The 26,619-nt window shown below is 65.5% G+C and carries 27 protein-coding genes and 1 pseudogene; 15 read left to right on the top strand and 13 right to left on the bottom strand.

All coding sequences use genetic code 11. The annotated features are described in order from the left end of the window. Window positions 1-33 precede the first annotated feature (33 nt). Genes glnE through BMZ02_RS17190 form a run of 3 tightly spaced genes read left to right on the top strand, consistent with a single transcriptional unit; the run spans window position 34 to window position 4,155 of the window. Window positions 34-2,895 (top strand): bifunctional [glutamate--ammonia ligase]-adenylyl-L-tyrosine phosphorylase/[glutamate--ammonia-ligase] adenylyltransferase, encoded by a 2,862-nt coding sequence (gene glnE / locus BMZ02_RS17200; RefSeq protein ID WP_091646139.1) that lies wholly within the window; start codon window positions 34-36, stop codon window positions 2,893-2,895. A 56-nt stretch (window positions 2,896-2,951) separates the two neighbouring features. Then, the gene (locus BMZ02_RS17195) at window positions 2,952-3,872 is read left to right on the top strand and encodes a branched-chain amino acid transaminase (RefSeq protein WP_091646108.1); all 921 of its coding nucleotides are present in this window, start codon (window positions 2,952-2,954) and stop codon (window positions 3,870-3,872) included. 25 nt (window positions 3,873-3,897) lie between these two features. After that, the gene (locus tag BMZ02_RS17190; protein WP_091646106.1) at window positions 3,898-4,155 is read left to right on the top strand and encodes a zinc-finger domain-containing protein; all 258 of its coding nucleotides are present in this window, start codon (window positions 3,898-3,900) and stop codon (window positions 4,153-4,155) included. A gap of 4 nt (window positions 4,156-4,159) precedes the next feature. Here the strand turns inward: BMZ02_RS17190 and BMZ02_RS17185 are convergent, their stop codons facing one another. From BMZ02_RS17185 to BMZ02_RS17165, 5 genes are all read right to left on the bottom strand, one after another. Continuing rightward, window positions 4,160-5,542, bottom strand: coding sequence for a BUD32 family EKC/KEOPS complex subunit (locus BMZ02_RS17185; RefSeq protein WP_091646104.1), 1,383 nt, complete (start codon window positions 5,540-5,542; stop codon window positions 4,160-4,162). After that, window positions 5,542-6,225, bottom strand: a complete 684-nt coding sequence (locus BMZ02_RS17180) for a sulfotransferase family 2 domain-containing protein (RefSeq protein ID WP_091646102.1) — start codon at window positions 6,223-6,225, stop codon at window positions 5,542-5,544. The genes BMZ02_RS17185 and BMZ02_RS17180 overlap by 1 nt, the downstream gene beginning before the upstream one ends. Before the next feature lie 70 nt (window positions 6,226-6,295). Then, window positions 6,296-7,099, bottom strand: a complete 804-nt coding sequence (locus BMZ02_RS17175) for a sulfotransferase family protein (RefSeq protein ID WP_091646100.1) — start codon at window positions 7,097-7,099, stop codon at window positions 6,296-6,298. Window positions 7,100-7,132: 33 nt separating this feature from the next. Next, on the bottom strand, window positions 7,133-8,026 hold the full coding sequence (locus BMZ02_RS17170; RefSeq protein WP_091646099.1) for a sulfotransferase family protein: 894 nt from the start codon (window positions 8,024-8,026) through the stop codon (window positions 7,133-7,135). Further along, a complete protein-coding gene (locus tag BMZ02_RS17165) occupies window positions 8,023-9,153 on the bottom strand; it encodes a glycosyltransferase (protein ID WP_091646097.1) in 1,131 nt (376 codons plus the stop codon). The genes BMZ02_RS17170 and BMZ02_RS17165 overlap by 4 nt, the downstream gene beginning before the upstream one ends. 113 nt (window positions 9,154-9,266) lie before the next feature. Between BMZ02_RS17165 and BMZ02_RS17160 the strand changes: the two genes are divergently transcribed. Both BMZ02_RS17160 and BMZ02_RS17155 read left to right on the top strand, forming a co-directional pair. Then, on the top strand, window positions 9,267-10,376 hold the full coding sequence (locus BMZ02_RS17160; protein ID WP_091646095.1) for a glycosyltransferase: 1,110 nt from the start codon (window positions 9,267-9,269) through the stop codon (window positions 10,374-10,376). A gap of 37 nt (window positions 10,377-10,413) precedes the next feature. Beyond that, window positions 10,414-11,022 carry a hypothetical protein gene (locus tag BMZ02_RS17155; RefSeq protein ID WP_091646094.1) on the top strand — a complete coding sequence of 203 codons (609 nt, stop codon included), beginning with the start codon at window positions 10,414-10,416 and terminating at the stop codon, window positions 11,020-11,022. 18 nt (window positions 11,023-11,040) lie between these two features. Here BMZ02_RS17155 and BMZ02_RS19065 read toward each other — a convergent pair whose 3' ends face one another. Then, on the bottom strand, window positions 11,041-11,799 hold the full coding sequence (locus tag BMZ02_RS19065; protein WP_171909974.1) for a hypothetical protein: 759 nt from the start codon (window positions 11,797-11,799) through the stop codon (window positions 11,041-11,043). 121 nt (window positions 11,800-11,920) lie between these two features. Between BMZ02_RS19065 and BMZ02_RS19060 the strand changes: the two genes are divergently transcribed. Genes BMZ02_RS19060 through BMZ02_RS18910 form a run of 3 tightly spaced genes read left to right on the top strand, consistent with a single transcriptional unit; the run spans window position 11,921 to window position 14,374 of the window. After that, entirely contained in the window at window positions 11,921-12,679 is a 759-nt protein-coding gene (locus BMZ02_RS19060) for a sulfotransferase family protein (RefSeq protein ID WP_171909973.1), read from the top strand. A 47-nt stretch (window positions 12,680-12,726) separates the two neighbouring features. Further along, entirely contained in the window at window positions 12,727-13,503 is a 777-nt protein-coding gene (locus BMZ02_RS17140) for a sulfotransferase domain-containing protein (RefSeq protein ID WP_171909972.1), read from the top strand. A gap of 31 nt (window positions 13,504-13,534) precedes the next feature. After that, window positions 13,535-14,374: a hypothetical protein gene (locus BMZ02_RS18910; RefSeq protein ID WP_139209255.1), complete on the top strand. Its 840-nt coding sequence runs from the start codon at window positions 13,535-13,537 to the stop codon at window positions 14,372-14,374. Here BMZ02_RS18910 and BMZ02_RS18905 read toward each other — a convergent pair. From BMZ02_RS18905 to BMZ02_RS17125, 4 genes are all read right to left on the bottom strand, one after another. Continuing rightward, window positions 14,332-14,742 (bottom strand): hypothetical protein, encoded by a 411-nt coding sequence (locus BMZ02_RS18905; RefSeq protein WP_139209254.1) that lies wholly within the window; start codon window positions 14,740-14,742, stop codon window positions 14,332-14,334. The genes BMZ02_RS18910 and BMZ02_RS18905 overlap by 43 nt on opposite strands. Before the next feature lie 104 nt (window positions 14,743-14,846). Continuing rightward, window positions 14,847-15,656, bottom strand: a complete 810-nt coding sequence (locus BMZ02_RS17135) for a hypothetical protein (protein ID WP_091646090.1) — start codon at window positions 15,654-15,656, stop codon at window positions 14,847-14,849. Beyond that, window positions 15,653-17,074 carry an O-antigen ligase family protein gene (locus BMZ02_RS17130; RefSeq protein ID WP_091646085.1) on the bottom strand — a complete coding sequence of 474 codons (1,422 nt, stop codon included), beginning with the start codon at window positions 17,072-17,074 and terminating at the stop codon, window positions 15,653-15,655. Before BMZ02_RS17130 ends, BMZ02_RS17135 begins: the two co-directional genes overlap by 4 nt. Then, a complete protein-coding gene (locus tag BMZ02_RS17125; RefSeq protein ID WP_091646083.1) occupies window positions 17,071-18,015 on the bottom strand; it encodes a lysophospholipid acyltransferase family protein in 945 nt (314 codons plus the stop codon). Before BMZ02_RS17125 ends, BMZ02_RS17130 begins: the two co-directional genes overlap by 4 nt. Before the next feature lie 98 nt (window positions 18,016-18,113). Between BMZ02_RS17125 and hldE the strand changes: the two genes are divergently transcribed. Further along, entirely contained in the window at window positions 18,114-19,538 is a 1,425-nt protein-coding gene (gene hldE / locus BMZ02_RS17120) for a bifunctional D-glycero-beta-D-manno-heptose-7-phosphate kinase/D-glycero-beta-D-manno-heptose 1-phosphate adenylyltransferase HldE (protein WP_091646137.1), read from the top strand. Window positions 19,539-19,585: 47 nt separating this feature from the next. On the opposite strand, the gene BMZ02_RS17115 is transcribed toward hldE, so the two are convergent. After that, entirely contained in the window at window positions 19,586-20,296 is a 711-nt protein-coding gene (locus tag BMZ02_RS17115) for a 3-deoxy-D-manno-octulosonic acid kinase (RefSeq protein WP_091646081.1), read from the bottom strand. On the opposite strand from BMZ02_RS17115, the gene BMZ02_RS17110 reads away from it, so the two are divergent. Both BMZ02_RS17110 and waaA read left to right on the top strand, forming a co-directional pair. Continuing rightward, complete coding sequence (locus BMZ02_RS17110; protein WP_091646079.1) at window positions 20,288-21,397, top strand: glycosyltransferase family 9 protein; 1,110 nt, start codon at window positions 20,288-20,290, stop codon at window positions 21,395-21,397. The genes BMZ02_RS17115 and BMZ02_RS17110 overlap by 9 nt on opposite strands. Further along, a complete protein-coding gene (gene waaA, locus BMZ02_RS17105; protein WP_091646077.1) occupies window positions 21,397-22,665 on the top strand; it encodes a lipid IV(A) 3-deoxy-D-manno-octulosonic acid transferase in 1,269 nt (422 codons plus the stop codon). The genes BMZ02_RS17110 and waaA overlap by 1 nt, the downstream gene beginning before the upstream one ends. A gap of 4 nt (window positions 22,666-22,669) precedes the next feature. Here the strand turns inward: waaA and BMZ02_RS17100 are convergent, their stop codons facing one another. Both BMZ02_RS17100 and BMZ02_RS17095 read right to left on the bottom strand, forming a co-directional pair. Next, window positions 22,670-23,857, bottom strand: a complete 1,188-nt coding sequence (locus BMZ02_RS17100) for a UbiH/UbiF/VisC/COQ6 family ubiquinone biosynthesis hydroxylase (RefSeq protein WP_091646072.1) — start codon at window positions 23,855-23,857, stop codon at window positions 22,670-22,672. Window positions 23,858-23,872: 15 nt separating this feature from the next. Next, window positions 23,873-24,535 carry a protein-L-isoaspartate O-methyltransferase family protein gene (locus BMZ02_RS17095; protein ID WP_091646070.1) on the bottom strand — a complete coding sequence of 221 codons (663 nt, stop codon included), beginning with the start codon at window positions 24,533-24,535 and terminating at the stop codon, window positions 23,873-23,875. 277 nt (window positions 24,536-24,812) lie between these two features. Here BMZ02_RS17095 and BMZ02_RS17090 point away from each other — a divergent pair, with 277 nt between their 5' ends. The 4 genes and pseudogenes from BMZ02_RS17090 to BMZ02_RS19255 form a co-directional block, all read left to right on the top strand. Further along, complete coding sequence (locus BMZ02_RS17090; protein ID WP_091646068.1) at window positions 24,813-25,535, top strand: MotA/TolQ/ExbB proton channel family protein; 723 nt, start codon at window positions 24,813-24,815, stop codon at window positions 25,533-25,535. Next, on the top strand, window positions 25,525-25,923 hold the full coding sequence (locus tag BMZ02_RS17085; RefSeq protein ID WP_091646067.1) for an ExbD/TolR family protein: 399 nt from the start codon (window positions 25,525-25,527) through the stop codon (window positions 25,921-25,923). Before BMZ02_RS17090 ends, BMZ02_RS17085 begins: the two co-directional genes overlap by 11 nt. A gap of 1 nt (window position 25,924) precedes the next feature. Then, window positions 25,925-26,332: an ExbD/TolR family protein gene (locus tag BMZ02_RS17080; protein WP_091646065.1), complete on the top strand. Its 408-nt coding sequence runs from the start codon at window positions 25,925-25,927 to the stop codon at window positions 26,330-26,332. Window positions 26,333-26,335: 3 nt separating this feature from the next. After that, window positions 26,336-26,619 (top strand): annotated as a pseudogene (locus BMZ02_RS19255) (energy transducer TonB); the annotation flags it as partial.

Raw genomic sequence — 26,619 nt, 5'->3', positions numbered from 1 at the left:
GTGAGCCACGCCAGTGACCTGATCGACCGCGCCATGTCCCGCCTGCCGGAGCGCCTTAGGGGGCAGGTCACCGAGTGGATCTCCGATTACCAGGACGTCGCCGAGCTGCCCCACACGGACATGGCGCTCCAGTCACTGCCGACCGTCTGGGCCGGCAGTCCGTTCGTGGCCCTGTCCTGTATCCGGGCACCGGAGCTGCTCGACGATCTGGCCCACTCCGGCGACCTCGAAGGCGCCTACGAAGAGGGCGAGATGGCCAGTCGTGCCGCGGATACCGTGGCCGACTGCAGCGACGAGGATGCCCTGAACAGCGCCCTGCGCCGCTACCGCCGCCGCGAGATGGTGCGCATCGCGTGGCGCGATCTGGCCGGCTGGGCCAGCCTGGGCGAGACCCTGCGCGAGCTCTCGGCCCTGGCCGACGCCTGCATTCAGGTCGCGCTGGACTGGCACCTGCACCAGTTGCAGGCGCGTTTCGGCGAGCCCCGCAACGCCGCCGGCGAGCCGGTCACATTCTATGTGCTGGGCATGGGCAAGCTCGGCGGCCGCGAACTCAACTACTCCTCCGACATCGACCTCATCTTCGGCTACTCCGATCTGGGTGAGACCGAGGGTGGTCGCAAGAGCGTGGATAACCAGGAGTTCTTCACACGCCTCGGCCAGAAGCTCATCAACAGCCTGAATGCGCGCCTTGTGGACGGCTTCGTTTTCCGGGTGGACATGCGCCTGCGCCCCTACGGCGACTCGGGGCCGCTGGTGATGCACAGTGACCAGCTGGAGACCTACTACGAAGCCCAGGGCCGCGAGTGGGAGCGCTACGCCATGATCAAGGCGCGCGTGGTGGCCGGCGACCAAAAGGCCGGCGGCGCGCTACTGGAGGCGCTGCGGCCGTTCGTCTACCGCCGCTACCTCGACTACGGCGCGCTGGAGTCCCTGCGCGAGATGAAGGCCATGATCGCCCGCGAGGTGGAGCGCCGGGGGCTTGAGCACAACATCAAGCTCGGTGCGGGTGGCATCCGCGAGGTGGAGTTCGTGGGGCAGGCGTTCCAGCTCATCCGGGGCGGCCGCGAGCGCGGCCTGCAGGAGCGCAGCATCATCCGCGTGCTGGAGTACCTGGGGCAGCACAACGCCCTGCCGGGGTTTGCCGTGCGGCAGCTGCTGGAAGGCTACGAGTTTCTTCGCCGCACGGAGAACCGCCTGCAGGCCATGCAGGACAAACAGGTTCATGAGCTGCCCGAGGACCCGCTGGACCAGCAGCGCCTCGCCTATACCATGGGGTTTGACCGCTGGGACGCGTTCGCCGCGCGGCTCACGGAGCTGCGGCGCCATGTGCACGATCATTTCGAGCAGGTCTTCGCTGCGCCCCAGGCCGAACACGAGATGACCCCGCACGATGAGCCCGAGATCGGCGACGTCTGGTCGGAAGTGGTCACCGGCGCCGAGGCCGAGGCGGTGCTCCAGGCCAATGGCTTCGAGCAGCCCTCGGACTGTCTGCAGCGGCTCGCCGCTTTTCGCACCGGGTCCCACTGCCGCGCGCTCACGGAAACCGGCCGCGAGCGGCTCGACCGCCTCATGCCGCTACTGATCGGTGCCACTGCCGCGGCCGAGCGCCCCGACGCCACGCTGACCCGGCTGCTGGATCTGCTGGAGGCCATCGTCCGGCGCACCTCCTACCTGGCGCTGCTGGTGGAACACCCCATGGCGCTGTCGCAGCTGGTGAAGCTGTGTTCCGCCAGCCCGTGGATCGCCCGCCACGTCTCGCGCCATCCCATGCTGCTGGATGAGCTGCTGGATCCACGCACGCTCTATGCGCCACTCAAGCGCAAGGCCCTGGCCGAGGAGCTGCGCGAGCGGCTGGACGCCTATCCCGGCGACGATCTGGAACAGCGCATGGAGGTGCTACGCCAGTTCAAGCAGGCCAACGCGCTGCGCGTTGCGGCCTCCGATCTTGCGGGCGTGACGCCGCTGATGGTGGTGAGTGACCACCTGGTGGACATCGCCGAAGTGGTGCTCGGCGAAGTGCTCGACCTGGCCTGGAGCCATCTGGAGGCACGCCATGGCCGGCCCACCTGCCGGGTGGACGGCGAAACGGTCGACGCCGGCTTCGCCATCATCGCCTACGGCAAGCTCGGCGGCCTGGAGCTTGGTTACGGCTCCGATCTGGACGTGGTCTTCATCCACGACAGCCGTGGCGAAGAGCAGGTCACCGACGGCGACCGTCAGGTGGACAACAACGTCTTCTTCATGCGGCTCGCCCAGCGCATCATCCACATCCTCGGCGCCACCATGGCGGGCGGCGTGCTCTACGAGGTGGACACACGCCTGCGGCCCAGTGGCCGCTCGGGCCTGCTGGCCACGAGCCTGGATGCATTCGCCGAGTACCAGCGCGAGCAGGCCTGGACCTGGGAGCACCAGGCCCTGGTGCGCGCCCGCTACGTGGCTGGCTCGGTGGCGCTTGGCGAGCAGTTTACCGAGCTGCGTACCGAGATCCTGCGGCGCCCGCGCGATCGCGACCAGCTGCGCGTCGAGGTGCGCGACATGCGTGAGCGCATGCGCGAGCAGAAGGGCAGCAAACGCCCCGATGAGTTCAGCATCAAGCAGGACCGGGGCGGTATCGCGGATATCGAATTTATGGTGCAATATGGCGTTCTGTCGGGGGCTGTGGACGCCCCCCGGCTGCTTCGCTATACCGACAACATCCGCCTGCTCGGCGAGCTGCGTGACGCGGGCTGGATTGGTCGGGACGAAGCCGAGTTACTGGTTGATGCCTACCGGACGTACCGCTCACGGGTGCACCAGCTCACCCTTCAGGAAGAGCCTGCCATCGTGCCGGCCGAGACATTCCGGGAAATGAGCGGGCAGGTGGCGGACGTGTGGCATCGGCTGATGGACGACTGACCAAACAAGATAACCTGCCCGCCCCCGGCGCGGGTGCAAGTCGAGGAGATCATGCGATGGGCATGGATGATCGCGACGGCATCATCTGGATGGACGGTGAAATGCTGCCCTGGCGCGATGCGCGGGTGCACGTGCTCACTCATACGCTGCATTACGGCATGGGGGTCTTCGAGGGCATCCGTGCATACAAGACCGAGCGCGGCACGGCGGTGTTCCGCCTGCGCGAGCACACCCGGCGGCTGTTCGACTCCGCCAAGATCCTCGGCATGACTATCAACCACACGCCGGACGAGATCAACGATGCCATCCTGCGCAGCATCCGCGAGAACAAGCTCGAGAGCGCCTACGTCCGGCCCATGACGTTCTATGGCTCCGAGGGCATGGGGCTGCACGCCGACAGCCTGCAGTCGCACACCATGGTGGCCGCCTGGGAATGGGGCGCCTACCTGGGGGCCGAGAACATGGAGCGCGGCATCCGCATCAAGACCTCCTCGTTCACCCGGCACCACGTCAACTCGACCATGTGCCGTGCCAAGGCCAACGGCAACTACATCAACTCCATGATGGCGCTGAAAGAGGCCTCGGAAGCGGGCTACGACGAAGCGCTGCTGCTGGATACCAACGGCTTTGTCTGCGAGGGCTCCGGCGAGAATTTCTTCATGGTGCGTGATGGCGTGCTCTACACCCCCGAGCTGGCCTCGGCGCTGGAGGGCATTACCCGCGACACCGTGCTGCAGCTTGCCCGGGACATCGAGCTGCCGGTGCGCGAGAAGCGCATCACCCGCGACGAGGTCTACACGGCCGATGAAGCCTTCTTCACCGGCACCGCGGCGGAGGTCACGCCGATCCGCGAGCTGGATGGCCGCCAGATCGGCAACGGCAAGCGTGGCCCGATCACTGAGCGGCTGCAGTCCATGTACTTCGATCAGGTCGAGGGCCGGCGCAGCGCCTACGACGAGTGGCTGACTTTCGTCTGAACCGAACCTGCAGGGAGAACCACCAGTGGCCGATCCACAGACGCACGACCGCACGGATCTCATCCAGCCCAACGCGGCCAACCGCTACGAGGTGGGCAAGGGCGATCTGCCCCTGTCCTGCCCCATGCCGGGCATGTACCTGTGGAACTCCCACCCCAAGGTCTACCTGCCGATCCACAAGACCGGCGAGGCCAAGTGCCCCTACTGCGGTGCGGAGTATTTCATCAAGGATTTTGATCCGGCGGATGAAGACCTGCGGCGCCTGAGCCGGCGCGAGCCCTGAGCGGTCAGGGGCGGGACCGTGGTGGCCGCAGACGGGTGGCCACGCCCCTTTCAGGGAGCCCCGTCAGGGCCGCCAGCTCGGTCGCCAGGGCAGATATGTCCACGCGGGTGGTCTGCCCAAGCCAGTAACGCCAGCGTGGCAGCAATTGCAGCCCCCCCGCATCCAGCAGCACGACAGCCGAGCCATCCCAGCCCAGCCGATCCAGCGTCAGCGAGTGGTGGTTCATGCGCGCGGTCTCCAGCCGCCTCACCAGGGACTGCAGGAGATCGAGTGTCTGCTCCACATCCGCCTCGCCGCTCTCAAGCGCCTGGCGCAGCGAGGCGTGTGCCCGTTGCGCCGAGATCAAGTGGCCCCGGCGCCCCAATAGCCAGGCCCGCATTTCCACCAGGCCCACCGGGCGCTCCACCGGGAGGCGCAAGCGCGCCGCCGTGGCCGCGCGGATCCAGGCCCGGGTTGGTGTCGGTGGGCTGCGCCAGGCGGCGGGCCCGGGTGTGGCACTGGCACTGTGCCCCTGGATCACCACCGGCCTGTCGCCCATGGTGTCCGCTTCAACCCGCCGGGCTTCCGCCTCGCCCTTGCCTCCGGCAGTGACCGGGAGTTCGGCCGCGCGCGCCCTGGCCGCGTCGCCCAGCCGCTGGCCGTCGGCCACCACAAGGTGCCCGTTGCGGCGTTCCCGCACGAAATGCTTCCAGCCCTGCAGCTTGCGATAAGCCACACTCTCGGCAACCTGCCGACGCCGGAACTGCACGGCGGTCACGAATGCCCACGCGTCGTCATCGGAGATGGTGAGGCCGCGCAGGGTGCAGTAGCGCGTCCAGCCCCAGTGGATCTCATCTTCGTCGAAGTGGGTTTTCGAGCCATACAGCCGTAGCAGATTTCCTCGCGCGCGGCGCCACGGTAACGGCGCCCGGGTGCGGCGTACCCGATCGCCGTCGATGGAGTGCAGCACGCCGTCGCGGGGGATGAAGTTCGCCCAGTTCAGGTCACTCTGCACCACGCCCGCTTCGTGGTGGGCGGCGAGGGTACGCAGGAGCAGCTCGTGGGTGGCGTGCGGCAGCGGATTGCGCGGGGGCGGCCACGGGATGTCCGCCTCGATCCAGTCCACCACGGTGAGCCAGCAGCGGGACGTGCGCTCGAAACCCGCGAACCGCACCGCCGGGCTGGGCACGCCCACGGCCTGCAGCGCCCGCGCGCCCCGCGCCCCGCGCCACCACTCCCAGGCGGTGCGCAGCGGCAGGAGGTAGAACTTGGCCACCACATCGCGGCCGTCGAGACGCGCACGGAACAGCGCCCGTTTGCCCGGGTACTCGTGGATCAGCGCCTGGGTCGTCAGCTCACCGGCAGCGCCCAGGTCGAAGGTGCGGTGGGACAGGGTCCGGGCGTCCATCAGGGCGATGAGGTGCCGTCCGGAGAATCGAACGTGTAGCCCAGCAGCTCCAGGTCTCGCTGGTAGTGGTGGGCGACCATCTCGGCCAGCTCGTCGGTGTAGTAGCTGCGGTAATCCCGGCGATCGGCCGCCCGGCGCAGGTGCGGCAGCTCCGGTGCCGTGATGCCGATGCGCTCGCAGATGGTGTTGAAATCGGTCTGCAGGTTCTCGTACCGGCCGATGAAGTCCACGATCACTTCGCCGCGCAGGTTCTCCAGGTACTCATGCTGCCGCTCGGCCGAGATGTCGAGCATGTAGTCATAGCTCCGCTCCGGGTCGAACTTGCGCTTGAGGAACTCCTCGAACGTGTTCACGCCCTCCAGCACCTCCGGTTTCTCCCGCCGGATGTGGTGGAACGAGCTCACCTGCAGGTCCCACGGGTTGCGCACGATGGTGAACTTGAACAGGCCGTCGTAGACGTCCGTGGGCAGCATCTCCAGCGCCGCCACGGCCTTGGCGTGGCGGGGGAACTTAAGCCCCAGCTTGTGGCGGGGCCGCGTCATCTGGCTGACCATGCTGGCAAGCCCGAGGGGCAGGGAATACCAGCCGCCCCAGCGATACTTCCGCAGTGCCGCCCGCACACTCGTCCCGCCGGTCTTGGCGATGTGGACGAACATGAAATTGCGGCTGTAGGAGATGAGCATGCAGCCTCCGGTGCCTGGCAGTACGTTATGAACGCCGCATGATACCTGAAGCGCTCCGGCGCGGGGCGGGCTACAGCCCCCAGCGCCGCTCCTTGGCGTCGTTGGCGATACGCCCCGGGAGCGCGATGAGGCTGATGATGCGCTGCATGTAGCCGGGCAGCGCCGTCTTCCAGCCGTCGTCGGGCCGGATCGTGCTGCCGTCGGTCTTGCGCAGCACGTCCGCGGCGCCGATGTTGTGGTGCGGATGCTCGGCCCAGGTGAGCTGCTGCGGCTCGAACGCAAGGCCGATGCGATCCATGAGCTTGCGCAGCTCCTGCTCCGGGTTGGCGGCCAGCTTCTCGTAGTTCACCACGATGTGCGGCTTGTTGCGCAGCAGGTAATACAGGCGCAGGGAGCGGTGACTGTAGGTGAACGTGGGAATGTAGCGCTGGCCCTTGCGCTTGCGGATGGACTGCGCACGGCCGCGGGCGTCGCGCAGCACGTGAATCGGGATGACTTCGATGTCCGGCGCGTTCATCAGGCGCTTCAGCCGCACGACCGACTTGGAGTTGTCCGTCACGAACTCCACCCCGGCCGCTTCTGCAGCGGCCTCGAACACCGCCCTGTTCTCGGCGCGGAAGGCGTCTTCGTTACGGGCATGGACGTCCGCCGTCTCCAGGTTGCGCCCGTTCTTCTCCCCGAGGCGGCGGTTGGCCTCGGACCAGAAGCTGCACTCCCAGAAGCTGGGTGCGCCGCAGGGGCAGGGGTGCTTGCGCGCATAGTGCGCCAGTCGCCGCACGCCGCCGAGGCTGCGGATATTGCTGTGGGAGTCGAGGAGTATGTCCAGCAGGGTAGAGCCGCTGCGGCCCATGCCAACCAGATAGATGACTTTCATTCAGTCGTTCTCCGGATTCAGTTCAAGTTCCTCTCAGGCATCGTAGCCGCACGCCTGGAGGGTTTCCGTATTGTCCCGTGCAACGGCTGCCAGCTCTTCGCTATCGGCGTAGGCGTAGCGCCGGCTTGCCTGAATGTCACCTACAAGGTGCCGAATCAGGTGATCGGACGGTTCGATGCCGCAGAACCGGAGGATGCCGGGAAGCAGCGCCTCGGGATCGGCGAGCAGGTCCTCGTAACGCAATTCGTACGCCTGGTCTCCCAGGGCCTCCACATGCTCGTGTGCCCGCTGGGTGTAGGCCCGCCAGAGGCCCAGTCCGCGCTCGAGATCGGCTACGCCGGGCGAGTGCGCGAACCCGCCCTTCTTCGGGGCGACGGGGTTGTTCACGTAGAACCAGTGCCGCCGCTGAAAACGGCGGATGGCGCTGGACGAAGCATTCAGGTGGCGCACGCGCAGACTCTGGGCCACATCCATGCCGTGACGGGTGATGTGCAGCACCCGCGCATCAGGGAACATGTCCAGCCACAGGGGGAGCGTGTAGGTGTTGCGCGGGTCCTTCCAGCCCCAGTGGTCCGTGATGGCGTGCAGGGAGCGGTGGCGCAGCCAGCGTCGCACGCCCAGGTAATGGGCCGACGCCGGGCCGTCGATGACCCCGCTGAGGTAATCCACGACCACGGAACGAATGCTGTCGTAGCCCAGCAGGTCGTCGACGCTGGCGGGGTTGTCCCAGTTGGCGCTGGACTGCTCGAACACCCAGTAGTTCAGGCTGTTCATGAACGGGCATTCCGCGTTGCGCGTGAGACGTCGGCCCACGTAGACCCCGGCATTGTTGAGCAGGCGCGTCAGCATGCTGGTGCCGGCCCGATGCATGCCGATGAGAATGATCGGTTGCCTGGCAGGGCGCCGTTGGTCTCCGGGGGCTGTCATGGTTGATTCTCCTTGTCATTTGTCTGCATGCCGCAACAGACACGGAGATACTCCGCCGCGCTTGCCGTCACGTCATACGAAGCCACTGCGTCCTTCAGTGTCCGCTCGGGGAGCGGGCGTTCCAGAGTGTCGATAATGGCCTGCGCCGTTGCGTTCACGTCGCCCATGGGCACAAGGGCGCCCAGCGCGCCGTCGCGCAACAGCTCCTTCGGCCCGCTGGGGCAGTCCGTGGACACCACGGGCGTGCCCATACCGAGACTCTCCACCAGCACGACGGGCATGCCCTCCCAGCGGGAGGTCAATGCAAAGACGCTGGCGTTATGCATGTAGGCGTAGGGGTTTGGTGAGAACCCGGGCATGTAGATGTCCTCACCAAAGCCGAGTTCCGCGGCCAGTTGCCGAAGGTGATCATGTTCCTTGCCCTTGCCCAGAAGCACCAGGTTGCAGGTGTGCGTCTTGCGCACCAGGGCGACAGCGCGGATCAGGGTGGCGAAATCCTTGCGCTCGCAGAAGTGGCCGACGCCAAGCACGTAGGGGATCTCCGCGGACCAGGGCAGCGGAGCCTCGTCCTGCGCCAGGCTGTAAGCGCGGGCGGTAAGGACGGGGCTGGGCAGCACCGCAATCCGGTCGCTGTGGATGCCGTAGCACTTGGTCAAGTCCCGGGCGACGCCCTCGGACGGCACGATGACGCGGTCCGCGTGATTGTAGAACCGCCGGATGGACGTGGCCTGAGCCCACCGTTCCAGCCGGCTCTTGCGCTCGAGATTCCGCGAGACGGTGGTGCCGAGCCGCACCACGTTGCGCGTGCCGGTTCGCGCCAGGGCCGTGGCCCACATGGCCGTGCGGTTCACCCTGTCCTTGTCCGACAGCACCACGTCGGGGCGCTCCCGGCGCAGGTAGCGGATCAGCGGGATCAGGCTGGTGTTCGCATGGGCGCTGCCGAGCTCAATGACGCGAAAACCGTCCGGGCGATCGTCGATATAGGGCCCGTGCCGTTTCACCTTCAGGAGGTCCACGCGGGCACCCTGCCGCGCCATTTCCGGCAGGAGGTTGGCCATGATGCGGTCGACACCGCTGTGCCCCGAGGTCGCCAGAAATGCGGCGATGTGTGGACGCTTCTCGTGCATGGATCTCAGTCTAGTACCGGTACGGGGGTTCGGGCGGTGCGTGTCTCGCGTGATCCATGCTGGTAGGCTGTGCAACCCATCGTCACCACACGGCTGCAGAGAATAACACACCCATGAGAATCGCGTTTTTCCTGTCTCAGTACGGACAGGGAGGTGTCGAGCGCATGCTCATCAACACGGCGCGTGGTCTCGCCAGCCGTGGCCATCAGGTGGATTATCTGTCACCGGCCGATGGCGCCTTCCTGGGCGGGTTGCCAGCCGATATCCGCCACCGGCCGTTACCGGCCAGGCCAAGGCAGCATCGCGCTGCATTGGTGGACTATATCCGTGAGAACCGCCCCGATTCCGTGATCGTCGGCAAGGATCAGGATGCCGTCACCGCGATCAGGGCGCGAGACGCGGCGGGCACCGGCGTCCGGGTTGTGGTACGGCCGGGAACGACGGTCTCCCGCAGGCTGGCCGGGCGCAATGCCATCAAACGGTGGCGAACCTACCGCGCGCTGCGCCGGACATACCGGCAGGCGGACGGCATCGTCGCCAACTCCGAGGGCGTTCGTGACGACATTGCCGCCATTACCGGCATTGCCAGCGACGCGATTCACCTGGTCCGGAACCCGGTCATCACGCCCGACTTCCACGAAGCCGCCGCCGCGGAGCCGGTGCATCCCTGGTTCGCCCCTGATGAACCGCCGGTGCTCCTTGGCGCCGGTGGGCTACGTCGGCAGAAGGATTTCGCAACATTGATCGCCGCCCTGGCCCGGGTCCGCGAGGAGCGTGAGGCGCGGCTCGTAATCCTGGGAGGCGGCCATCTGGAGAAGGAGCTGTGGTCGCAGGCGCGGGCCCTCGGTGTCGCGGAGAATGTGACGATGCCCGGGTTCGTGGAGAACCCCTATCCGTGGATGGCGCAGGCGGATCTGTTCGTACTGTCGTCGCTCTGGGAGGGGTCGCCCAACGTGCTCACCGAGGCACTCGCGCTGGGAACGCCCGTGGTCGCCACCGACTGCCCCAGTGGCCCCCGGGAGATCCTGCAGGGCGGGCAGTTCGGGCCTCTGGTCCCGCCGGGCGAGCCCGAGGCCATGGCAACGGGCATCCTGACCGCGCTGCGGGCGCCGCTGCCCGCGGCCGTGCTCCAGTCCGCCACCGCCGACTACACCATGGAGCGGAATGCCGAAGGCTACGAAGCCATGCTGCGCGACGTGCACGAGCGCGCGGCGAACCGGTAGACTCCCCTCCCGGTATCCCCCTCCATGGAGTGGCAGCGTGACTGAATACGTTCAGGCGGAGATCCCGCCGCGCAGTATCGAGCACTACTTCCCCCGTCGTACCCGGCGCGCGAAAGCGCTGTTCGCCCTGAATGGCGTCGGCCTGCCGCCGGAACTGAGGCGGGGCGGCTGGGATCGGCGTGTCCACCCGATGACCACGCATCCCACCTACCGGCTCATGGCCACGCTCCACGGCAACGGGTTCGACGCCGCCACCTGCTACGAGCCCCTGGTCCAGTACTACATCGAGCGTGGTCGTGACGAGGCCGCCGCCCGCGCCCACGCCGACCGGCGCATCGACTACTACATGGAAAACTATGGCGGCCTCTGCCGGAACCTCCAGGAGCAGGGCTACCGCGCCGACGCCGCCGACAACCAGGTCGGTGTCGCGATTGACCGGGAGGGCCGGTTCATCAAGGTGTGGGAAGGGCACCACCGCTTCGCGCTGGCGCATATTCTCGATCTCGACCGCGTGACCACGGACGTGCGCTGGGTTCACTTGCGGTGGTATCGCCGTTTCGCCGGTGGCCGGCGTGTCTCCAGCGCCCGGCTTCAGGAGGCCGTGCAGGCGGCCGCCGAGCAGGCGTGGCAGTCGTCATCCGCGTGACCGGATGCCGGCCGTGCATCACTTCTGTGGCCAGGGGCCGTCGCCGAAATGGCGGTTGGCCACCATCATCCGCGCCAGGAGCGAGTTGTTGGCGTACGCCCGTTCCACCAGTGTGCGGAAAATGGCGTGCAGGGCCGGGTCCTCACTGCTGATCCGGTCCATGCGCTCGATCAGGTTCCGCAGCATGTCCCCGTTCCGGAAGCGGAACCCTTCGATGCCGTCCCAGAACACCTCCGGCTCGTGCTCCTCGACATGTGCCAGGGCATCCCGTGGCGGAATCCCGTGGAGTGCCACGCTCTCCGTCTCCGCCAGCTTCAGCGCATTGAAGAACGCCGTCAGCATCCCCGCGATGGCGCGTTGCTGCGGATGCCCGTAGTCCGCGAACGTGTCCACCGCCGCGATCAACCAGCGGGAGTTCAGGTTATCGGCCAGGTGGGAGGCCCGGTGTGCCCAGAGGAACAGGAACTCATCGATGGTATCGACGGGGTCGATGCCGCGGCGGGCCTTCACGCACAGCCGCGTGTGGTGCAGGCACAGCTCCGAGCGCCCCGCAAATTCCGGGCGCAGCCCCTCGATATGCGCCTCCAGGTCCTTGTTCCGGCCGCGCGCGGCCTCCGTGGCGGCCGGCTCCACCAGGATCTTCAGCAGCCGCGCGTGCTCGGCATCCCACTGCGCTTCCCGGGTGTCCGACCTGCCAGACGCGCCGGCCAGCGCCCGGCGGATGCGGCCACGCAGCAACGTTCGCCCCCGGCTGGTGAGGATGTCCGATAGCCTCACGATGAATGCTCCTTCGCCCTGCCCCGTGCAGTGCGGACAACCATGCCGAGCTAATGCATTCCGCGCAAGGGACCGTTACCATCAAGCTCCCAAGCGCGATCGCAAACGCCCAGGCCAATACATGATGCAGCGATTCAAGAACTGGCGGCTCCGACGCACGCCGTTCCACAGCACCTATCCGTCCCGGTCGGACTTCGTGATGAATCACGTGGACCGCCGCATGGCCGTGGACAGAGAGCGGGGCTTCATCTATTTCCGCATCCCGAAGGCCGCGAACTCCACCATCTGTTACAGGCTCGCGCGACAGAAGAACCCGGATATCGATAACGCAGACGATGCCAAGCGGTCGTTCCTGAGAGGCAGTGACCTCACCTGGGATGAGGTCAAGCACCTCAAGGACCGTTTCTACCTCTTCACGTTTGTCAGAAACCCCTACTCACGCATTGCGTCCGCCTATCTCGACAAGGTCGAGCGCATGAAGCCGAAGCAGCAGCAAGTGCTCTCGAACCTTCAGAAAGGCGATGGGACCCCGCTCACGTTCCTGGAGTTCTGCCGGTACCTTGACCGGGGCGGGCTTTACGATGACCCGCATTGGTTTCCGCAGGTTGATCTGATTCCGGCGGATGTCGATATGCTTGATTTCGTTGGGCGTGTGGAGTCGCTGGAAACGGACCTCTCTAAAGTGGCGTCCACGATAGGTCAAAGTGATGGCGCCGGTAACGATACGTCAGTTTGGAGCCCCCATGAGACTGGAGCGGATTTGAAAGTTCGTGAGCTTTACTGTGGGGAAACATTGTCCATAGTAAGAAAGATCTATTCAGACGACTTTCGTTTCTTCGTTTATGATTCTGTTCCGCACTGGGAAGAGTTCGCTTCTTAATATTGTTTAAGGGTGTAAGTATGTCGGGTCGAGGGAAGAGGTCGTCCGTGCTCCGTTTGAGCCGTTTCTTTAGAGGGGGGCGCGGGAATCATAGCCTGCCCTCATCTTCCGGTTTGCCGCCCAGGGTTTTGTTGGCGGCTCAACCCAAGAGCGGAACCTACCTGTACGCGGAGATACTAAAAGAGATCGGTTTTGATTTTACCTATATTCACTTAGCTCCAGAAAAGATTCAGGCGTATGATAAGAATATGCCGCGGATGACTGCTGAAAACCCTAGGCTGTTCGATTGTCGTATCCCTCTGGTTGAGTCTCGTCGACTGATCCGAACTGGTCAAGTTGGTGCGAGCCATCTCACACCAGAGGAGGTGGGCGATTATTTTGAAGATTTCAAAGTGGTTGCGGTAAATAGAGAGCTCAGGTCTTCTTTTGTTTCTTTTGTGAACTTCTTCATGGCTACTGGGCGCGGATCAAAAAAAGTGCGGGCACGAGTTATTTCAGAGGGGATCTGTGGGTTTATGCGAGAGCGGGGAGCTAGGTATATTGACCATGCTTTAGGTATCCGTTCTTGGTCCGGTTACCAAAACGCGTTAGTGGTGCGTTATGAGGATTTGCACTGTGACCCGGAGTCTCAGGTTTCTGATATTTCGGGGTTTCTTGGAGGTGCGTCTGTTCAGGGTTCAATGGTTTATGAGAAAGCATTGGCAGCCCAAACGATGACGAAATCAAAAGGTAAATCAAGTGTTGCTTGGGGCGAAGAAGAGGAGAATATCTTTGTTGGCCTAGGAGGGGTCGAGGCGAACAAAAAAATGGGTTATTCCGGCTAATGTGTTGGTATTCTTTAGAGGGTTTGTTTTGATGGCTAAGCGCGGCGCTGTTTGGTTGGCTTATGGAGAGAAGTTCCTTCTCATGGCAGCGCATTCCGCGCGAACACTAAAGGAGGTTTCTCCGTCGTTAGGGCGCAGTGTAATTACCAATGTTCCTGTTTCGAGAGTAAAGTTTTTCGAAGAGGACTTGTTCTCCGATGTGATATTCGTTGACGAGCCTACGGATAAGAATAGAGAGAAGAAAGTCTCGATCCCTGATTGGTCCCCGTTTGAGGAAACATTGTTCCTTGATTGTGATACAGAATGCTTGGCCGACGTTAGTGGTTTGTTCTCTCTTTTGAGGAATTGGCCCTTAATAATTAAGCATAATCCGTGGAGCTCCCCTAGGGAGATTGACATTGATGGTGTGTCATCGGTTGAGCTTGGTCTAAGTGAGTGGAATAGTGGCTTAATTGTTTTTCGGAAGGGTGATGAAAGGGTGGGAGAGTTTTTTGATGTCTGGAGGTTGAATTATGAGTTGATGGGGGAGGGGATGGATCAGCCCAGTCTGGTCAAGACTATTTATTCTGGTGGTGTGGTTGTTCCTTTAGCTATCAATGGGCTTTGGAATGCCAAAAGGAAGGATTATAAAACACCGAATTTTGTTGATTCGGATGTTAAGGTTAATCACTATGTAGATATTTGGCGCGACCCTAGTGTCTCTAAAAGGTTTGAAGAGACTTTGCGCGGTATTGAAGTTGTTGGTTTTAAAGGGGAGGCGCTTTGTGTCGAGTCGATCGATTCGACGAAAAAGGATGTTTTTAGGAGAGGGAAGTTTAAAGAAGAAGGTCAACGTAAGAAGTCTTTTTTGAAGCGTATTTTAGGTAATTGAGCAAGGCTTTGCGAGAAGCCCACGTGTCGGCGTAGCCTTCCCGGATCTCGCACGGTGAGAATCGGGAAAATCTCGAAGCGGTCGCGCAGGGTATCACCAATGGTACTGATGCGTTCCCCGCAGAGGACAAGCCAGGAGTTGCCCTCCAGATACGACTGCGTAAGGCTTCCTGTCATCCCTTCACTGGAGAGAAGAACCGGCGCAGGCAGGTGCTCCAGTGCTTGCCAAGGGGAAGGGTATCGCTCGGGAGCTGGCTTACCCGCATAGGACACTTCCTGCCAGTTAGGCCAGACCGCACGCTGGAAGTATGTGGTCCCGGTCTTATGTAGCCCAACATGCAGAATCAGCTTCTTGCGCGTAGTGCTCATGGAACATTGCCCTGCATGTCATCGCTTGATGACAGCCTGAGGCTGTCAAATGAGGAGGCCGACCTTGTATGTGGTTCGCAAAGGCGTTGCATTGCTCGGTAATACTAGCTTTCAGCTTGTCCCTGAATGTGGAGTCGCTCCCTCACCTCTCTGGCCAAACCAAGAATGCCTGAGACCGCGCCGTCGTGATTGTCCAACGTGACTCTTTGGGTTCCCGGATCAAGCTGACTGAAGAGGAGCTCCACATACGTTTCCAATTGACTCAGGTAGGCAGATCGCTCGGCGTTGGACATCGACCTCAGTGGCTCCGGAACGCCACGGGAGCGCTTCGTCATCCTGTCCGTCAGCGTCTCGATTGGCGCCGTCACGTGGATTACACACGAAGGGGCGGGGAGCATCCGCGCGTAGTCGTCCAGTAGACGAAACGCCCTTTCCGGCGGGCACATGCCGATCGCGGAGAGCCCGCGCTGTGCGAAGCCTTCGGACCAGATGGTCATATCCCGAGGCGGCCCCGACTCCTTCGCGAGCTGCCAGGCTGAGGTGAACTTGAACCACAGTTTGCAGATCTTTTCTTTCCGGGAAAGGGGCACCGAGTCGTTGCTGGCGGCTTCCATGATGAGGCTGGTCAGTGCCGAGTGCTCCAGATTGAATCGGTTGAATGCGCCAACCTCGTACTTGGTTACGGCATAGACATTCCGCAGCAGGAGGCGGCCGGCGATAAACGCACCCACCTTGAGCCGACCTCGCTCCCGCTGGCGGATGTGGCGCAACAAGGCTTTTCGCGTGAGCGCGTTCTCATCGTACACCGTCATGGAGCGTTTCAGCTCCCGGACCAGTAGACCCTCAACCGTGCTTTTTCCGGCACCCGGTAGGCCGAGGAACTCCACAGATACCTGTGGGGTGCCGTCAGTCACGCTGCTTCACTCCTGTCAGACATGGTGTCCCGTTCCCGAAGCCATTGGAGATACGCGGCCAGGGCCAGGCCAGACATCAAGGCAAGCAGTGCTGCGCCGTGGGTGCTGTGGAGCCGCAGGTCGAACAGGCTGACAACGACAAAGAAGACGCCCCAGCCGGCGAAGAACAGCGCCGCTCCCGGATCTCTTCCCGGCGTGAGGTGGTAGAGAACCGCTCCGCGAAATGCCGCGGCGTTGAATGCAAGCCATCCAAGCATCAGCGGTAAGCCGACCCCTACCGCGAGGTGCAGGTATGTGTTGTGGAAATGGTCCCGGCCGGGGTTCATCCGTCCATCGTCCTCGGCACGCTCAATCAGGGGCACCACCGCTTCGGGTCCCCAGCCCAGCAACGGCCTTTCGCTGATCAACTGCGCCGCTTCAACATACAGGTGGGCGCGGACTTCGAAGCTGCCGCTGGGCATGGAGTCCCAGTCCTGCTGCGCAAGATCCTGCATGCGTTCGATGTCTCGTTCCCAGCGGTGCTGCATTTCGCCGTACCCGAGCCAGCCAACGAAGAACACGCCGACAAGGACCAGCGCGATGACCGATGGTCCGACGTAGCGCCGCTCCGAGCGTTTCCAAAGGGTGATTGCCGCTACCAGTCCAAGACAGGCAGCGGTGATGAGGATTGCGAGCCAGGCTGAGCGGGATCCGGATGCGACCCACATCCAGGCCGAGGCGGCGATGAGGCCTCCCACCAAGACTGCGCCGGCGACGAGCTTCGTGTATCCCAGACGCCCATGGCGAACGTTCCAGGCGCGGAGCACCAGTTGTGGCCCGAGCAACGCCGAAGCCAGAAGTGCTGTGGCGCCGAACTGCCCGAACTCCAGCGGGCCGCGCAGGCCATACAGCCGGCTGCCGCGCGTGATCTCGGCCCAGGTCATGGAACCCCACTCCCGCGCCAGTGCGATCAGGAGCCCGATGAGCGCGAGGACAAGTATCGTGCGTATCCGCATCCCGGTAACGTAGATCGCCCATCCGAACAGGATGGTCAGAAGGCCCATGTAGCGGAGATGGTGCCAGGGGCCGGAATCGTCGGCGGGCAGGTTGTGGTGGTCTGCAGTATGGAAGGCCGCGAGCAGTCCAACAGACACGGTGACCACGACCAGACCGATCAGCGCCGGGCGGCGTGGCAGCGTGCGCAGGAAGTCGGGCAGGGTGGCAAAAAGGAATAGCAGGGCCAGCCCGTAGGAAATCGAAATCGCCGCGCTGGACGGGGCTACGCCGAGAGCGAGAAGCGACACCGCCAGAACACCAAGCCCATGGGTCGCGCGCTGATAGTACTCTCCGAAGGAAGTTGCCATGGGGACCTGTTCTGTATTGGTGCGACCGGTTGAACGCGATGTGTCGGGAATCGGGGTGGATTTCGTCGGTGTCATGCACCGTTCTCGTAAAGATCCATTCCCCGCTCCTCCTGCCGCTTGAACCGCCGATGCATCCACAGGTATTGCTCCGGATAACGGCGCACGGCGTCTTCGACGATGCGGTTCATGCGGGTGGCGTCCTCGACGTCGTCTTCCGAGGGGAAGTTCTCCAGCGCGGGCTGGAACTCGATCAGGTAGGTGCCGTCGTCCTGCCGGAAGAAGAATAGCGGCACCACGGAGGCCTTGCTCATTTTCGCGAGTCGGCCGAGGGCCGTGATGGTTGCGGCCGGCACGCCGAAGAACGGGGCGAATACGCTGTGCTTGCGGCCGTAGTCCTGATCGCCGGCGTACCAGATGGGCAGGCCCTTCTTCAGTGAGCGAAGCAGGCCGCGGGTGTCGTCCTTGGAGACGGCGTCGTTCACGTTGCGGCGGCGGGCCTTGAGCATGGCGTTGTCCATGACCTTCTTCTTGTTCATGGGCTTGTACATGGCGACCATGGGAATGTCGTCGGGCAGCCGTCGCGCGCACAATTCCACGCTGAGGAAGTGGCCGGAGAGCATGATCACCGGTCGGCCCGTCGCCAGCGCGCTGCGGATGTGCTCCTCGCCACGCACTTCGAACGGCATCCGCTCCACCTGTGGGCCGCCGAACCAGCCCAGCGCCGTCTCGACAACCGAGCGGCCGGTGGCGCGGAAGTTCTCCCGCACCAGGCGTTCGCGCTCATCCGCCGGTTTCTCAGGAAAACACAGCTCCAGGTTGCGCCGGGTGATCTCGCGCCGCTCCCGGGCGATGTGATACGCCAGCCCACCCAGGACGCTGCCGACACGAAGTCCGAGGCGATAGGGCAGCCGCGCGAGCAGCCACAGCGCCGCGACCGTGGCCGTCTGGCCCCAGTTGTACGGATGCGCAGGGTGCTCCGGGTAGTGCTGGCGCTTCTTGCGTTTGCGTTTCGCCACACAGGGCTCCGATTCAGTGCGTTCGGGGCGGGAGTATCGCCCAGCGAGGCGCTCAATTCTGTAAAATGCTGCGTATTTTCCACGGGCGGAAGACGCAGATGCAACTCACGTTACCGGATTTCTCACAGGCCCGTGTGCTGGTCGCGGGCGATCTCATGCTCGACCGTTACTGGCACGGGAACACCGGCCGTATATCGCCCGAGGCCCCGGTGCCCGTGGTGCACGTGGGCGGTGTGGAGGAGCGGCCCGGCGGGGCGGCGAACGTGGCCCTGAACGTGGCGGCGCTCCAGGGGCACGCCCAAGTGCTCGGGCTTACCGGGGACGACGACGCCGCCAACACCCTGGAAGCGCGCCTGGTCGAGCAGGGGGTGACCTGCCGGCTGCAGCGGGTGGTCGGCCACCCGACGATCTGCAAGCTGCGGGTGCTCAGCCGCCGGCAGCAGTTGCTGCGCATGGATTTCGAGGAGCCCTTCGAGCCGGCGGACCGCAGCGCCATGATCGCCCCGTTCGCGGAGGCGGTGCGCGAGGCGTCGGTGGTGATTCTCTCGGACTACGCCAAGGGCGCGCTGGCGGAGTCCCGCGCCATGATCGACACGGCCCGGGCCGCCGGCTGCCGCGTGCTGGTGGATCCGAAGGGAACGGACTTCGCCCGCTACGCCGGGGCGGACCTGCTCACGCCGAACCTCGGGGAGTTCGAGGCGGTGGTCGGCCCCTGTCCGGACGACGACACCCTGGTGGAACGGGCCACGGGGCTTCTGGCGGAGTACGGTTTCGGTGCGCTGCTGGTCACCCGCGGTGAGCGGGGCATGACGCTGGTCACGCGCGACGCGCCCGCCCTGCATCTGCCGGCCCACGCCCGCGAGGTCTACGACGTCACCGGTGCTGGCGACACGGTCATCTCCGTGCTGGCGGCAGCGCTCGCCGCCGGGTCGGAGTTGCAGGTGGCCACCGCCCTGGCCAACGTCGCCGCCGGGCTGGTGGTGGCCAAGGTGGGCACGGCCACGGTCACCCAGGCGGAGCTGCGCCACGCGCTCCACGGCCTGCGCGAGGCGGACCAGGGCCCGGTGGACGAGTCCCGCCTGCTGGAGCTCGTCGCCGATGCGCGCGCCCGCGGCGAGCGGGTGGTGTTCACCAACGGCTGTTTCGATCTGCTCCACGCCGGCCACGTTGCCTATCTGCAGCAGGCCAGCGCCCTGGGAGACCGCCTGATCGTGGCCGTGAACGACGATGCGTCCGTGTCGCGCCTCAAGGGGCCGGAGCGGCCGCTGACGCCCGTGCAGCAGCGCATGGAGGTGCTCGCCGCGCTGGCGGCGGTGGATTACGTGGTGCCGTTCAGCGAGGACACACCCGCGCGCCTGATCGGCGCGGTGGTGCCCGATGTGCTGGTTAAGGGGGGTGATTACGACCCGGATACCATCGCCGGCGCGGATGTGGTGCGGGCGAACGGCGGCGACGTGGTGGTGCTGGATTTCGTCGATGGGGTGTCCACGACCGGCATTGTGGAGCGGATTCGTCGGGGCTGAAGCCCCTCCCACAAGACACCTGGCGGGCCTGCACTGTAGGAGGGGCTTCAGCCCCGACCGTAGCCATCCATTAGTGCCTCCCAGCCACCTTGGGCCGCCGCCTCCACGGTGGGGTCCTTGGCGATGGAGCGGCGCAGCCGGTCGAGGTTGGCCTGCTGCCATCCGGGGTCGGGGCGCTTGAGCTGCCCCTGGTCCCAGTCGATGAGCCAGGGCTGATCGCGGTCATCCAGCAGGATGTTGCGCACGTTGAGGTCCGCGTGAAAGGCGCCGGCCTCGTGGCACTGGCGGATGGCCACGCCCACCCGGTGCCAGGTGCGGGTGCCGGCCATGCCGGCGTGGATGCGCTCATCCAGCGGGGCGGCGCCGGGAATGGTGGCGGTCACCAGGTCCGCCCGGTAACCAGGGCCCGTGCGGACCGCGCGCGCCGCCACCGGTGCCGGCACGGGGAGGCCGCGGCGGCGCAGCTCCGCCATCAGCCGCCATTCCCGGAACGGGCGCGTGCGCTCGCGGCCCGTCCAGACATAGACATCCCTGGCGAAACGCGCGACGATGCCCCCGCGCCAGTAGTGGCGCAGCACCATGGGTGTGTCGGCGCAGGTGAAGAACCACGCACTGTTGCGGCCGACGCTGCTGCCGGTGACCAGACCACGGGCGTGCAGCGTCTGCGGATCGAACAGCCACGCCGGCAGGGGATCCACGAAGCGTGGATCATGGATGGAGTGCGTCGCCCCGGATTGTTGTACGACCTGATGGTTCATACCCCAGCCATATCCTTCGCTGACCCCCCGGAACGGCTGTGCCTGTTCCGGCTCTCCGCCATCGGTGACTGCTGTCACATGGTGCCCGTGGTGCGCACGCTGCAGGCGGCGTGGCCGCGCACGCGCATCACCTGGATCATCGGCCGTACCGAGGCGGCACTGCTCGGTGATCTGGACGGCGTGGAGTGTATCACCTTCGACAAGAAGGCCGGCCGGGCGGGGCGTCGCGCCCTGAAGGCCCAGCTCGCCGGCCGGCGGTTCGATGCCATGCTGCTCATGCAGGTGGCGCTGCGTGCCAGTCTCGCCTCCCGCGCCGTGCGCGCGCCGCTGCGGCTCGGGTTCGACCGCGACCGCAGCAAGGATCTGCACGGGCTGTTCGTCAACCGCCGCATCGCCCCGCATCCGCAGGCGCACGTCATGGACGGCTTCTTCGATTTCCTGCGCGCCATGGGGCTGCACGAGCGGGTGCTGCGCTGGGACGTGCCCGTGCCCGCCGAGGCCCGGGCCGCCGCCGAGGCGCTCATCCCCGACGACGCCCCCACGCTGGTGATCAGCCCCTGCAGCAGCCAGCGCTTCAACAACTTCCGCAACTGGCCCGCCGAGCGCTACGCCGCCGTGGCGCGCTGGGCCGTGCGCGAGCAGGGCATGCAGGTGCTGCTCACCGGCGGGCCCAGCGACGAGGAGCGCAGCTACGCCGAGGCCATTCAGCGGGAAGCGGGCGTGCCGGTGATCGACCGCATCGGCCAGACGTCGCTCAAGGAGCTGTTCGCCCTGCTGCAGCGGGCCACCGTACTGGTCTCGCCGGACTCCGGCCCCGCGCACATGGCCGTGGCCGCCGGCACCCCGGTGGTCGGGCTTTACGCCACGTCCAATCCCTGGCGCACCGGGCCGTATCTCAGCCAGCAGTGGGTGGTGAACCGCTACCCCGAGGCTGTGCGGGCGGAGCTCGGCAAGCCTGTGGACGCCATCGACTGGGGCCGGCGCGTGCGCAAGCCGGACGCCATGGAGCTGATTACCGTGGACGACGTCCTCGAGCGTATCGGTGCGCTGCTCGCCACCGCGCCGGAGGACTGGCTCACACTGCCCCCGGAAGGTGCGTGATGCGGCACGTCTACAGCGCTCTGCTCTACCTGTTCACGCCGCTACTGCTGGGCTATCTCGCCTTGCGCGCATGGCGGGAGCCCGACTATCAGGCGCAGTGGGCGCAGCGGTTCGGCCTGCGGGCGCCGGATGCGCCCCGCGACGCCATCTGGGTGCACGCTGCCTCCATGGGCGAGGTGCAGGCGGCGGCGGTGTTTATCCGCCAGCTGCGCGCCACCTACCCGGAGACGCCGCTGGTGGTCACCACCATGACCCCCACCGGCGCCGCCCACGTGGCGCGGCTGTTTGGTGAGGGCGTGCACCACGCCTATCTGCCGTTCGACTACCCCCACGCCGTGGCCGGCTTTCTCCGGGCCCTGCGCCCGCGCATGGCGGTGATCATGGAGATGGAGCTCTGGCCCAACCTGTTCGCCGCCGTCAATCGCCGCGGGATTCCGCTGCTGCTGGTGAACGCGCGGCTGTCGGCGGCCAGCGCGCGCGGCTACAGCCGGGTAAGGCGGCTGATGGCCGACGTGCTGGCCTGTCCCACGACCATCGCCGCCCAGACCCGCGAACACGCCCGGCGGTTGATCCACCTGGGCGCACCGCCCGAGCGGGTGACGGTCACCGGCAATCTCAAGTTCGACATGACCGTGCCGGCCAGTGCCCGGGAGCAGGGTGAGGCCCTGCGCGGTGCGCTGGGCAGCGAGCGGCCGGTGTGGGTGGCCGCCAGCACCCGGGATGGCGAGGAGGAGCTGGTGCTACAGGCGTTCGACGAGGTGCGTCGCCACCAGCCGGACGTGTTGCTGCTGCTGGTGCCGCGCCACCCGGACCGCTTCCAGCGGGTGGCGGCGCTGTGCCGTGACCGGGGCTACTCGGTGGTGCTGCGCAGCAGCGAAGCCCCGTGCGGGAGTGATGCCCAGATCCTGCTGGGCGACACCATGGGCGAACTGTATGTCTTCTACGCCGCCGCCGATGTGGCCTTCGTGGGCGGCAGTCTCGTGCCCCTGGGCGGGCAGAACGTACTGGAGCCCGCCGCCCTGGGGCTGCCCGTCATCGTCGGGCCGCACACGTTCAACTTCGAGCAGATCGTCCAGCAACTGGTGGCGCGGCGCGGGCTGTACCAGGTGGCGGATCCGCACCTGCTCGCCGACGCCGTCATCGAGCTGCTTGAGCGCCCGGAGCAGCGGGCGGACATGGGGCGGCGGGCGCTGGGGCTGATGGAGGCCAACCGTGGCGCCACGGAGCGGGTCATGGCGCTGGTCGACACGTTATGGGAAAAGGCCTGACCGGCTAGCCCCAGAGCGGCAGGCCCATGGCGTGGCGCATCACCTGTTTGCGGCCCGTGGGCGCCTTGTTGGCCAGGCGCAGCACGCCGTTGCCGATGCGGGTCAGCATTCCTGGCTCGCGGGTGAACAGGCGGTGGAACGCATCGGTGGCGACCATCATTGTCAGTGCGCGGGCGCGGTGGCGGCGCTCGTAGTCGGCCAGCACCGCGGCCGTCCCCGGATCCCGTCCGCTGCCATGGGCGGCGGTGATCACCTCCGCCAGCGTTTCCACCCCCTGCAGGCCCAGGTTCAGGCCCTGACCCACCAGCGGGTGGATGGCATGGGCGGCGTCGCCCACCAGTGCCAGCCGGCTTGCCGTGTAGCAGGCCGCATGCTGGCGGCGGATCGGGAAGCTGGCGCGGCCGAGCACCGCGGTAATGCCGCCCAGGTCCTCGGGAAACGTGTCGACGATCTCCTGGGCCAGCATGTCGTCGTCCAGGGATTCCAGAATGCGGATCGACTCCGGTGGCCCGTACCACACCAGCGACGCCCGATTGCCCGTGAGGGGCAGAAAGGCCTGGGGGCCATCGGGCGTGAACCGTTGCCAGGTCTCGTCCTGCTGCGGCAGTTCCGTGGCCACATTGATGATCAATGCGCGCTGGTCGTAGTCGGTGTGGTGGACGGCAATGCCCGCGTGCTCCCGCACCATCGAGCGGGCGCCGTCGGCGCCCACCAGTAACCCGCCGCGCAGGGTCGTGCCCGAGGCGAGCCGCACGGTGACGGCGTCGCCGTCGCTGCTGATGCGCTCCGGGGTCTCGGGTGCCAGCCAGCGCACGCCGGGCAGATCGGCCAGTGCCTGGTAGAGCCCCGCCTGGATGACGCTGTTCTCGACAAACCAGCCGAACCAGTCATGCCCCGTCTCGCGGGCATCGAAGCGGGTCTCGCCGCCGCCCTGGTCCCACACCCGCAGCCGCCGGAATGGGCATACCCGTACGTTGGTCATGTGCTCCCAGGCGCCGATGCGCTTGAAGAGCTCGGCGTTGGCGATGTTCACGGAGGAGACGCGCAGATCAAGGGGTGCCTGCGCATCCATGTGCGGGGCGGGTTGGCTTTCGACAACGGTCACCGCGATCCCGTCCCGGGCGAGCAGCCCGGCGAGGGTGGCACCAACCATGCCACCGCCGATGATGATGACGTCCGCGTCGTCCGTCATGGCCGTCCAGCCGTGCTAGAAGTCGAATTCCCGTGTGCGCGGGGCGTTCACCAGGGTCGGCAGCCAGGTGTCGAACAGGCTCTCGGTGGACCACTGGTCCTCGGCCACGCGCGTGATCAGGAGGCCTTCCATGATCGGCGCCTCGCCGACGATCAGCACCAGCCGGCCGCCGATGGTCAGCGAGTGGTGGAAGCCCGTGTGCAGCTCCGGCAGGCCGCCGCCGACGATGATGGCGTCGTAGCGTTTGCCATCGTCCCAGCCCGCGCCCGCGTCGCCCTGCTTGAGGGTCACGTTGCGGATGGCCTCGCGCTGCAGCCGGTCGCCTGCGGTGTCGATGAAGTCCTGATAGTAGTCAACGCTGGTGACGTGTTCGGCCATGTGCGCGATGCAGGCGGTGAGATAACCGCTGCCGGTGCCGATCTCCAGCACCTGTTCGGTCGGGTAGATCTCCGCGGTTTGCAGCAGCCGGCCCTCCTGCTTGGGGGAGAGCATCACCTCGTCGTGGCCGATGGGCAGGTTCATGTCGGAGAACGCGAGATTGCGCAGGTGATCCGGGACGAAACGCTCCCGCGGCATGGTCTCCAGCACCTCCAGCACCCGCGGATCCAGTACGTCCCAGGTGCGGATCTGCTGCTCCACCATGTTGAAGCGGGCCTTCTCCATGTTCATCTCGCTCATCGCCATCTCCGTTCTACTCTATCCTGGCCGTCGTCGGGGTGGGCGGCGCGGGCGTTGGGCCGCGCCAGCCCGGGCATCCGTTGTGCATTATCATAGTCTACGCTTCAGGCACGGGAATCCTAAGCAGATTTCCCCGGTCCGGCAAGCAGTTGAGGAGCGTTTGCGCTGGGGATTTGCGCCACCCAGTTGCAAATGATTCGCGTTTAGAATAGCCTTTTACGCTCTTCATTCATCGAAGCCCCGCAAGGGGTTTCGCGTCATTTCGAGGTGGTTTTCCATGGCAGACCCGGCCGCGGTGACGGCGCTATCGGATCGACTGGGTGTACTGCTTGATCTCGGCGGGCCGGTTGTCGCTGTCCTGCTCCTGATGTCCGTGGTGGGGATTGCCATCGGCCTGCTCAAGCTGTGGCAGTTCCAGCGCCTGCGCATTACCCGCCTGGGATTCGTCAACGGCTGCCTGGATGAACTGCGGCAGGGCCGTGATGACGCCGTGCTGGAGCGGTTGGCCGACGAGCGCAACCCCGCTGCACGCGTCATGGAGACGGCCATCCGGGGGCGTCGTGACCCGGATGTGCCCATGGAGCTGGTCCGCGAGGAGGTTACCCGCGTGGCCACCGGCTACCTGGATGCCCTGCGCAGCTACCTGCGCGGGCTGGAGGTGATCGGCTCCCTGGCGCCGTTGATCGGTCTGCTTGGTACGGTGCTCGGCATGATCGATGCCTTTCGGCAGCTCGAGGGCGCCGGCAGTCAGGTAGATCCGGCGCTGCTCTCCGGCGGCATCTGGGAGGCGTTGCTGACCACTGCCGTCGGCCTGGCCGTGGCAATCCCTGCCGTGGTCCTGCTGAACTGGTTCGAGGGGCGTGTCGATCGCTTCCGGCACCGCATGGAAGACGCGGTGACCCAGGTCTTCACCCAGGGCCTGCGCGCTGGCCACGCGCCGGAAGCGCAGGACGACAGTGTCGCCAGCCTGCAGTCCAAACGCGCCGCCGATGCACATTGAGTACACAGATCGCCCGCGCCGCCGCAAGCCGTCACTGACACCGCTCATCGACGTGGTCTTCATTCTGCTGGTGTTCTTCATGTTGGCATCGACGTTTACCGAGTGGCGGTCGCTGGAGCTGAACGTTCCGGCGGACGCCACTGCGCCCTCCGAAGACGAGGCACCACCGCTGGTGGTCCGTGTGGGTGACGACAGCGTCTCCCTCGATGGTGACACCATGGAGCTCGCCACCGTCGCCGATGCCATCGCCGACGCCATCAGTGAGGACCCTGAACGCGTCGTGGTGGTGCGTCCGGAAGGGGACGTGCCGCTGCAACGGCTGGTCACGGTCATGGAGCGCCTCAACCAGGTCGACGGCGTGCGCATCAGCCTGCAGCGGGAGGAGTGAGATGCGCCTGCCCGCTCCAAGTCGCCGCGAGTTTGGCGAGCCGGTCATCCCCCTGATCAATATCGTCTTTCTTCTGCTCATCTTCTTCATGCTGGCAGGTACCTTCACGACCCCGGACCCGTTTGACGTGGACCCGCCCGAATCCCGCGCGGGTCAGGAAGCCGACGACGGTGAAGGCGTGCTGCTCCTTGGGGCCGATGGTCAGCTTGCCTTCGAAGGCGAGGAGCTCGCGGGCGATGATGCGTTGATCAGCGTGCTGGAGCAGCGCCTGGAGGATGAGCCGGAGTTCGAGTTGCGCCTGAAGGCGGATGGTGCCGTGGCGTCCAACCGCCTGCTCGACCTCATGGACCGCTTGCGTGACGCTGGTCTCGAGCGGCTGCTGCTCCTCACCACGGAGGGTGGTGACTGAGCCATGGGCGGTTTGCGTTGGCACCATTGGCTGATCGCGCTGGCTCTTGCGCTGGTGTTGCACCTGGCGGTGCTGGGCGTGTTCAGGGATGACGACCCCGAACCGGAGGATGAGCGTGCGCCTGGTATCGAGATCACGCTGACCCCCACTGCCGGTGAACCCGACGGCGCCGAAGACGTCGAGCCGGAACCGGAGCCGGAACCGGAACCGGAACCGGAACCGGAGCCCGAACCGGAGCCCGAACCGGAGCCCGAACCGGAGCCCGAACCGGAGCCCGAACCGGAGCC

The sequence above is a fragment of the Aquisalimonas asiatica genome (assembly GCF_900110585.1).
In the GTDB taxonomy this organism is placed as follows: domain Bacteria; phylum Pseudomonadota; class Gammaproteobacteria; order Nitrococcales; family Aquisalimonadaceae; genus Aquisalimonas; species Aquisalimonas asiatica.
This window is presented reverse-complemented; position numbering and strand designations above follow the sequence as displayed.

Bases quoted from the DNA above. Each gene is read 5' to 3' on its own strand.
- glnE (WP_091646139.1), top strand. From the start codon at position 34: ATGTCCCGCCTGCCGGAGCGCCTTAGGGGGCAGGTCACCGAGTGGATC.
- BMZ02_RS17195 (WP_091646108.1), top strand. From the start codon at position 2,952: ATGGGCATGGATGATCGCGACGGCATCATCTGGATGGACGGTGAAATG.
- BMZ02_RS17185 (WP_091646104.1), bottom strand. From the start codon at position 5,542: ATGGACGCCCGGACCCTGTCCCACCGCACCTTCGACCTGGGCGCTGCC.
- BMZ02_RS17180 (WP_091646102.1), bottom strand. From the start codon at position 6,225: ATGCTCATCTCCTACAGCCGCAATTTCATGTTCGTCCACATCGCCAAG.
- BMZ02_RS17175 (WP_091646100.1), bottom strand. From the start codon at position 7,099: ATGAAAGTCATCTATCTGGTTGGCATGGGCCGCAGCGGCTCTACCCTG.
- BMZ02_RS17170 (WP_091646099.1), bottom strand. From the start codon at position 8,026: ATGACAGCCCCCGGAGACCAACGGCGCCCTGCCAGGCAACCGATCATT.
- BMZ02_RS17165 (WP_091646097.1), bottom strand. From the start codon at position 9,153: ATGCACGAGAAGCGTCCACACATCGCCGCATTTCTGGCGACCTCGGGG.
- BMZ02_RS17160 (WP_091646095.1), top strand. From the start codon at position 9,267: ATGAGAATCGCGTTTTTCCTGTCTCAGTACGGACAGGGAGGTGTCGAG.
- BMZ02_RS19060 (WP_171909973.1), top strand. From the start codon at position 11,921: ATGATGCAGCGATTCAAGAACTGGCGGCTCCGACGCACGCCGTTCCAC.
- BMZ02_RS18910 (WP_139209255.1), top strand. From the start codon at position 13,535: ATGGCTAAGCGCGGCGCTGTTTGGTTGGCTTATGGAGAGAAGTTCCTT.
- BMZ02_RS18905 (WP_139209254.1), bottom strand. From the start codon at position 14,742: ATGAGCACTACGCGCAAGAAGCTGATTCTGCATGTTGGGCTACATAAG.
- BMZ02_RS17130 (WP_091646085.1), bottom strand. From the start codon at position 17,074: ATGACACCGACGAAATCCACCCCGATTCCCGACACATCGCGTTCAACC.
- hldE (WP_091646137.1), top strand. From the start codon at position 18,114: ATGCAACTCACGTTACCGGATTTCTCACAGGCCCGTGTGCTGGTCGCG.
- BMZ02_RS17110 (WP_091646079.1), top strand. From the start codon at position 20,288: ATGGTTCATACCCCAGCCATATCCTTCGCTGACCCCCCGGAACGGCTG.
- BMZ02_RS17115 (WP_091646081.1), bottom strand. From the start codon at position 20,296: ATGAACCATCAGGTCGTACAACAATCCGGGGCGACGCACTCCATCCAT.
- waaA (WP_091646077.1), top strand. From the start codon at position 21,397: ATGCGGCACGTCTACAGCGCTCTGCTCTACCTGTTCACGCCGCTACTG.
- BMZ02_RS17100 (WP_091646072.1), bottom strand. From the start codon at position 23,857: ATGACGGACGACGCGGACGTCATCATCATCGGCGGTGGCATGGTTGGT.
- BMZ02_RS17095 (WP_091646070.1), bottom strand. From the start codon at position 24,535: ATGAGCGAGATGAACATGGAGAAGGCCCGCTTCAACATGGTGGAGCAG.
- BMZ02_RS17090 (WP_091646068.1), top strand. From the start codon at position 24,813: ATGGCAGACCCGGCCGCGGTGACGGCGCTATCGGATCGACTGGGTGTA.
- BMZ02_RS17085 (WP_091646067.1), top strand. From the start codon at position 25,525: ATGCACATTGAGTACACAGATCGCCCGCGCCGCCGCAAGCCGTCACTG.
- BMZ02_RS17080 (WP_091646065.1), top strand. From the start codon at position 25,925: ATGCGCCTGCCCGCTCCAAGTCGCCGCGAGTTTGGCGAGCCGGTCATC.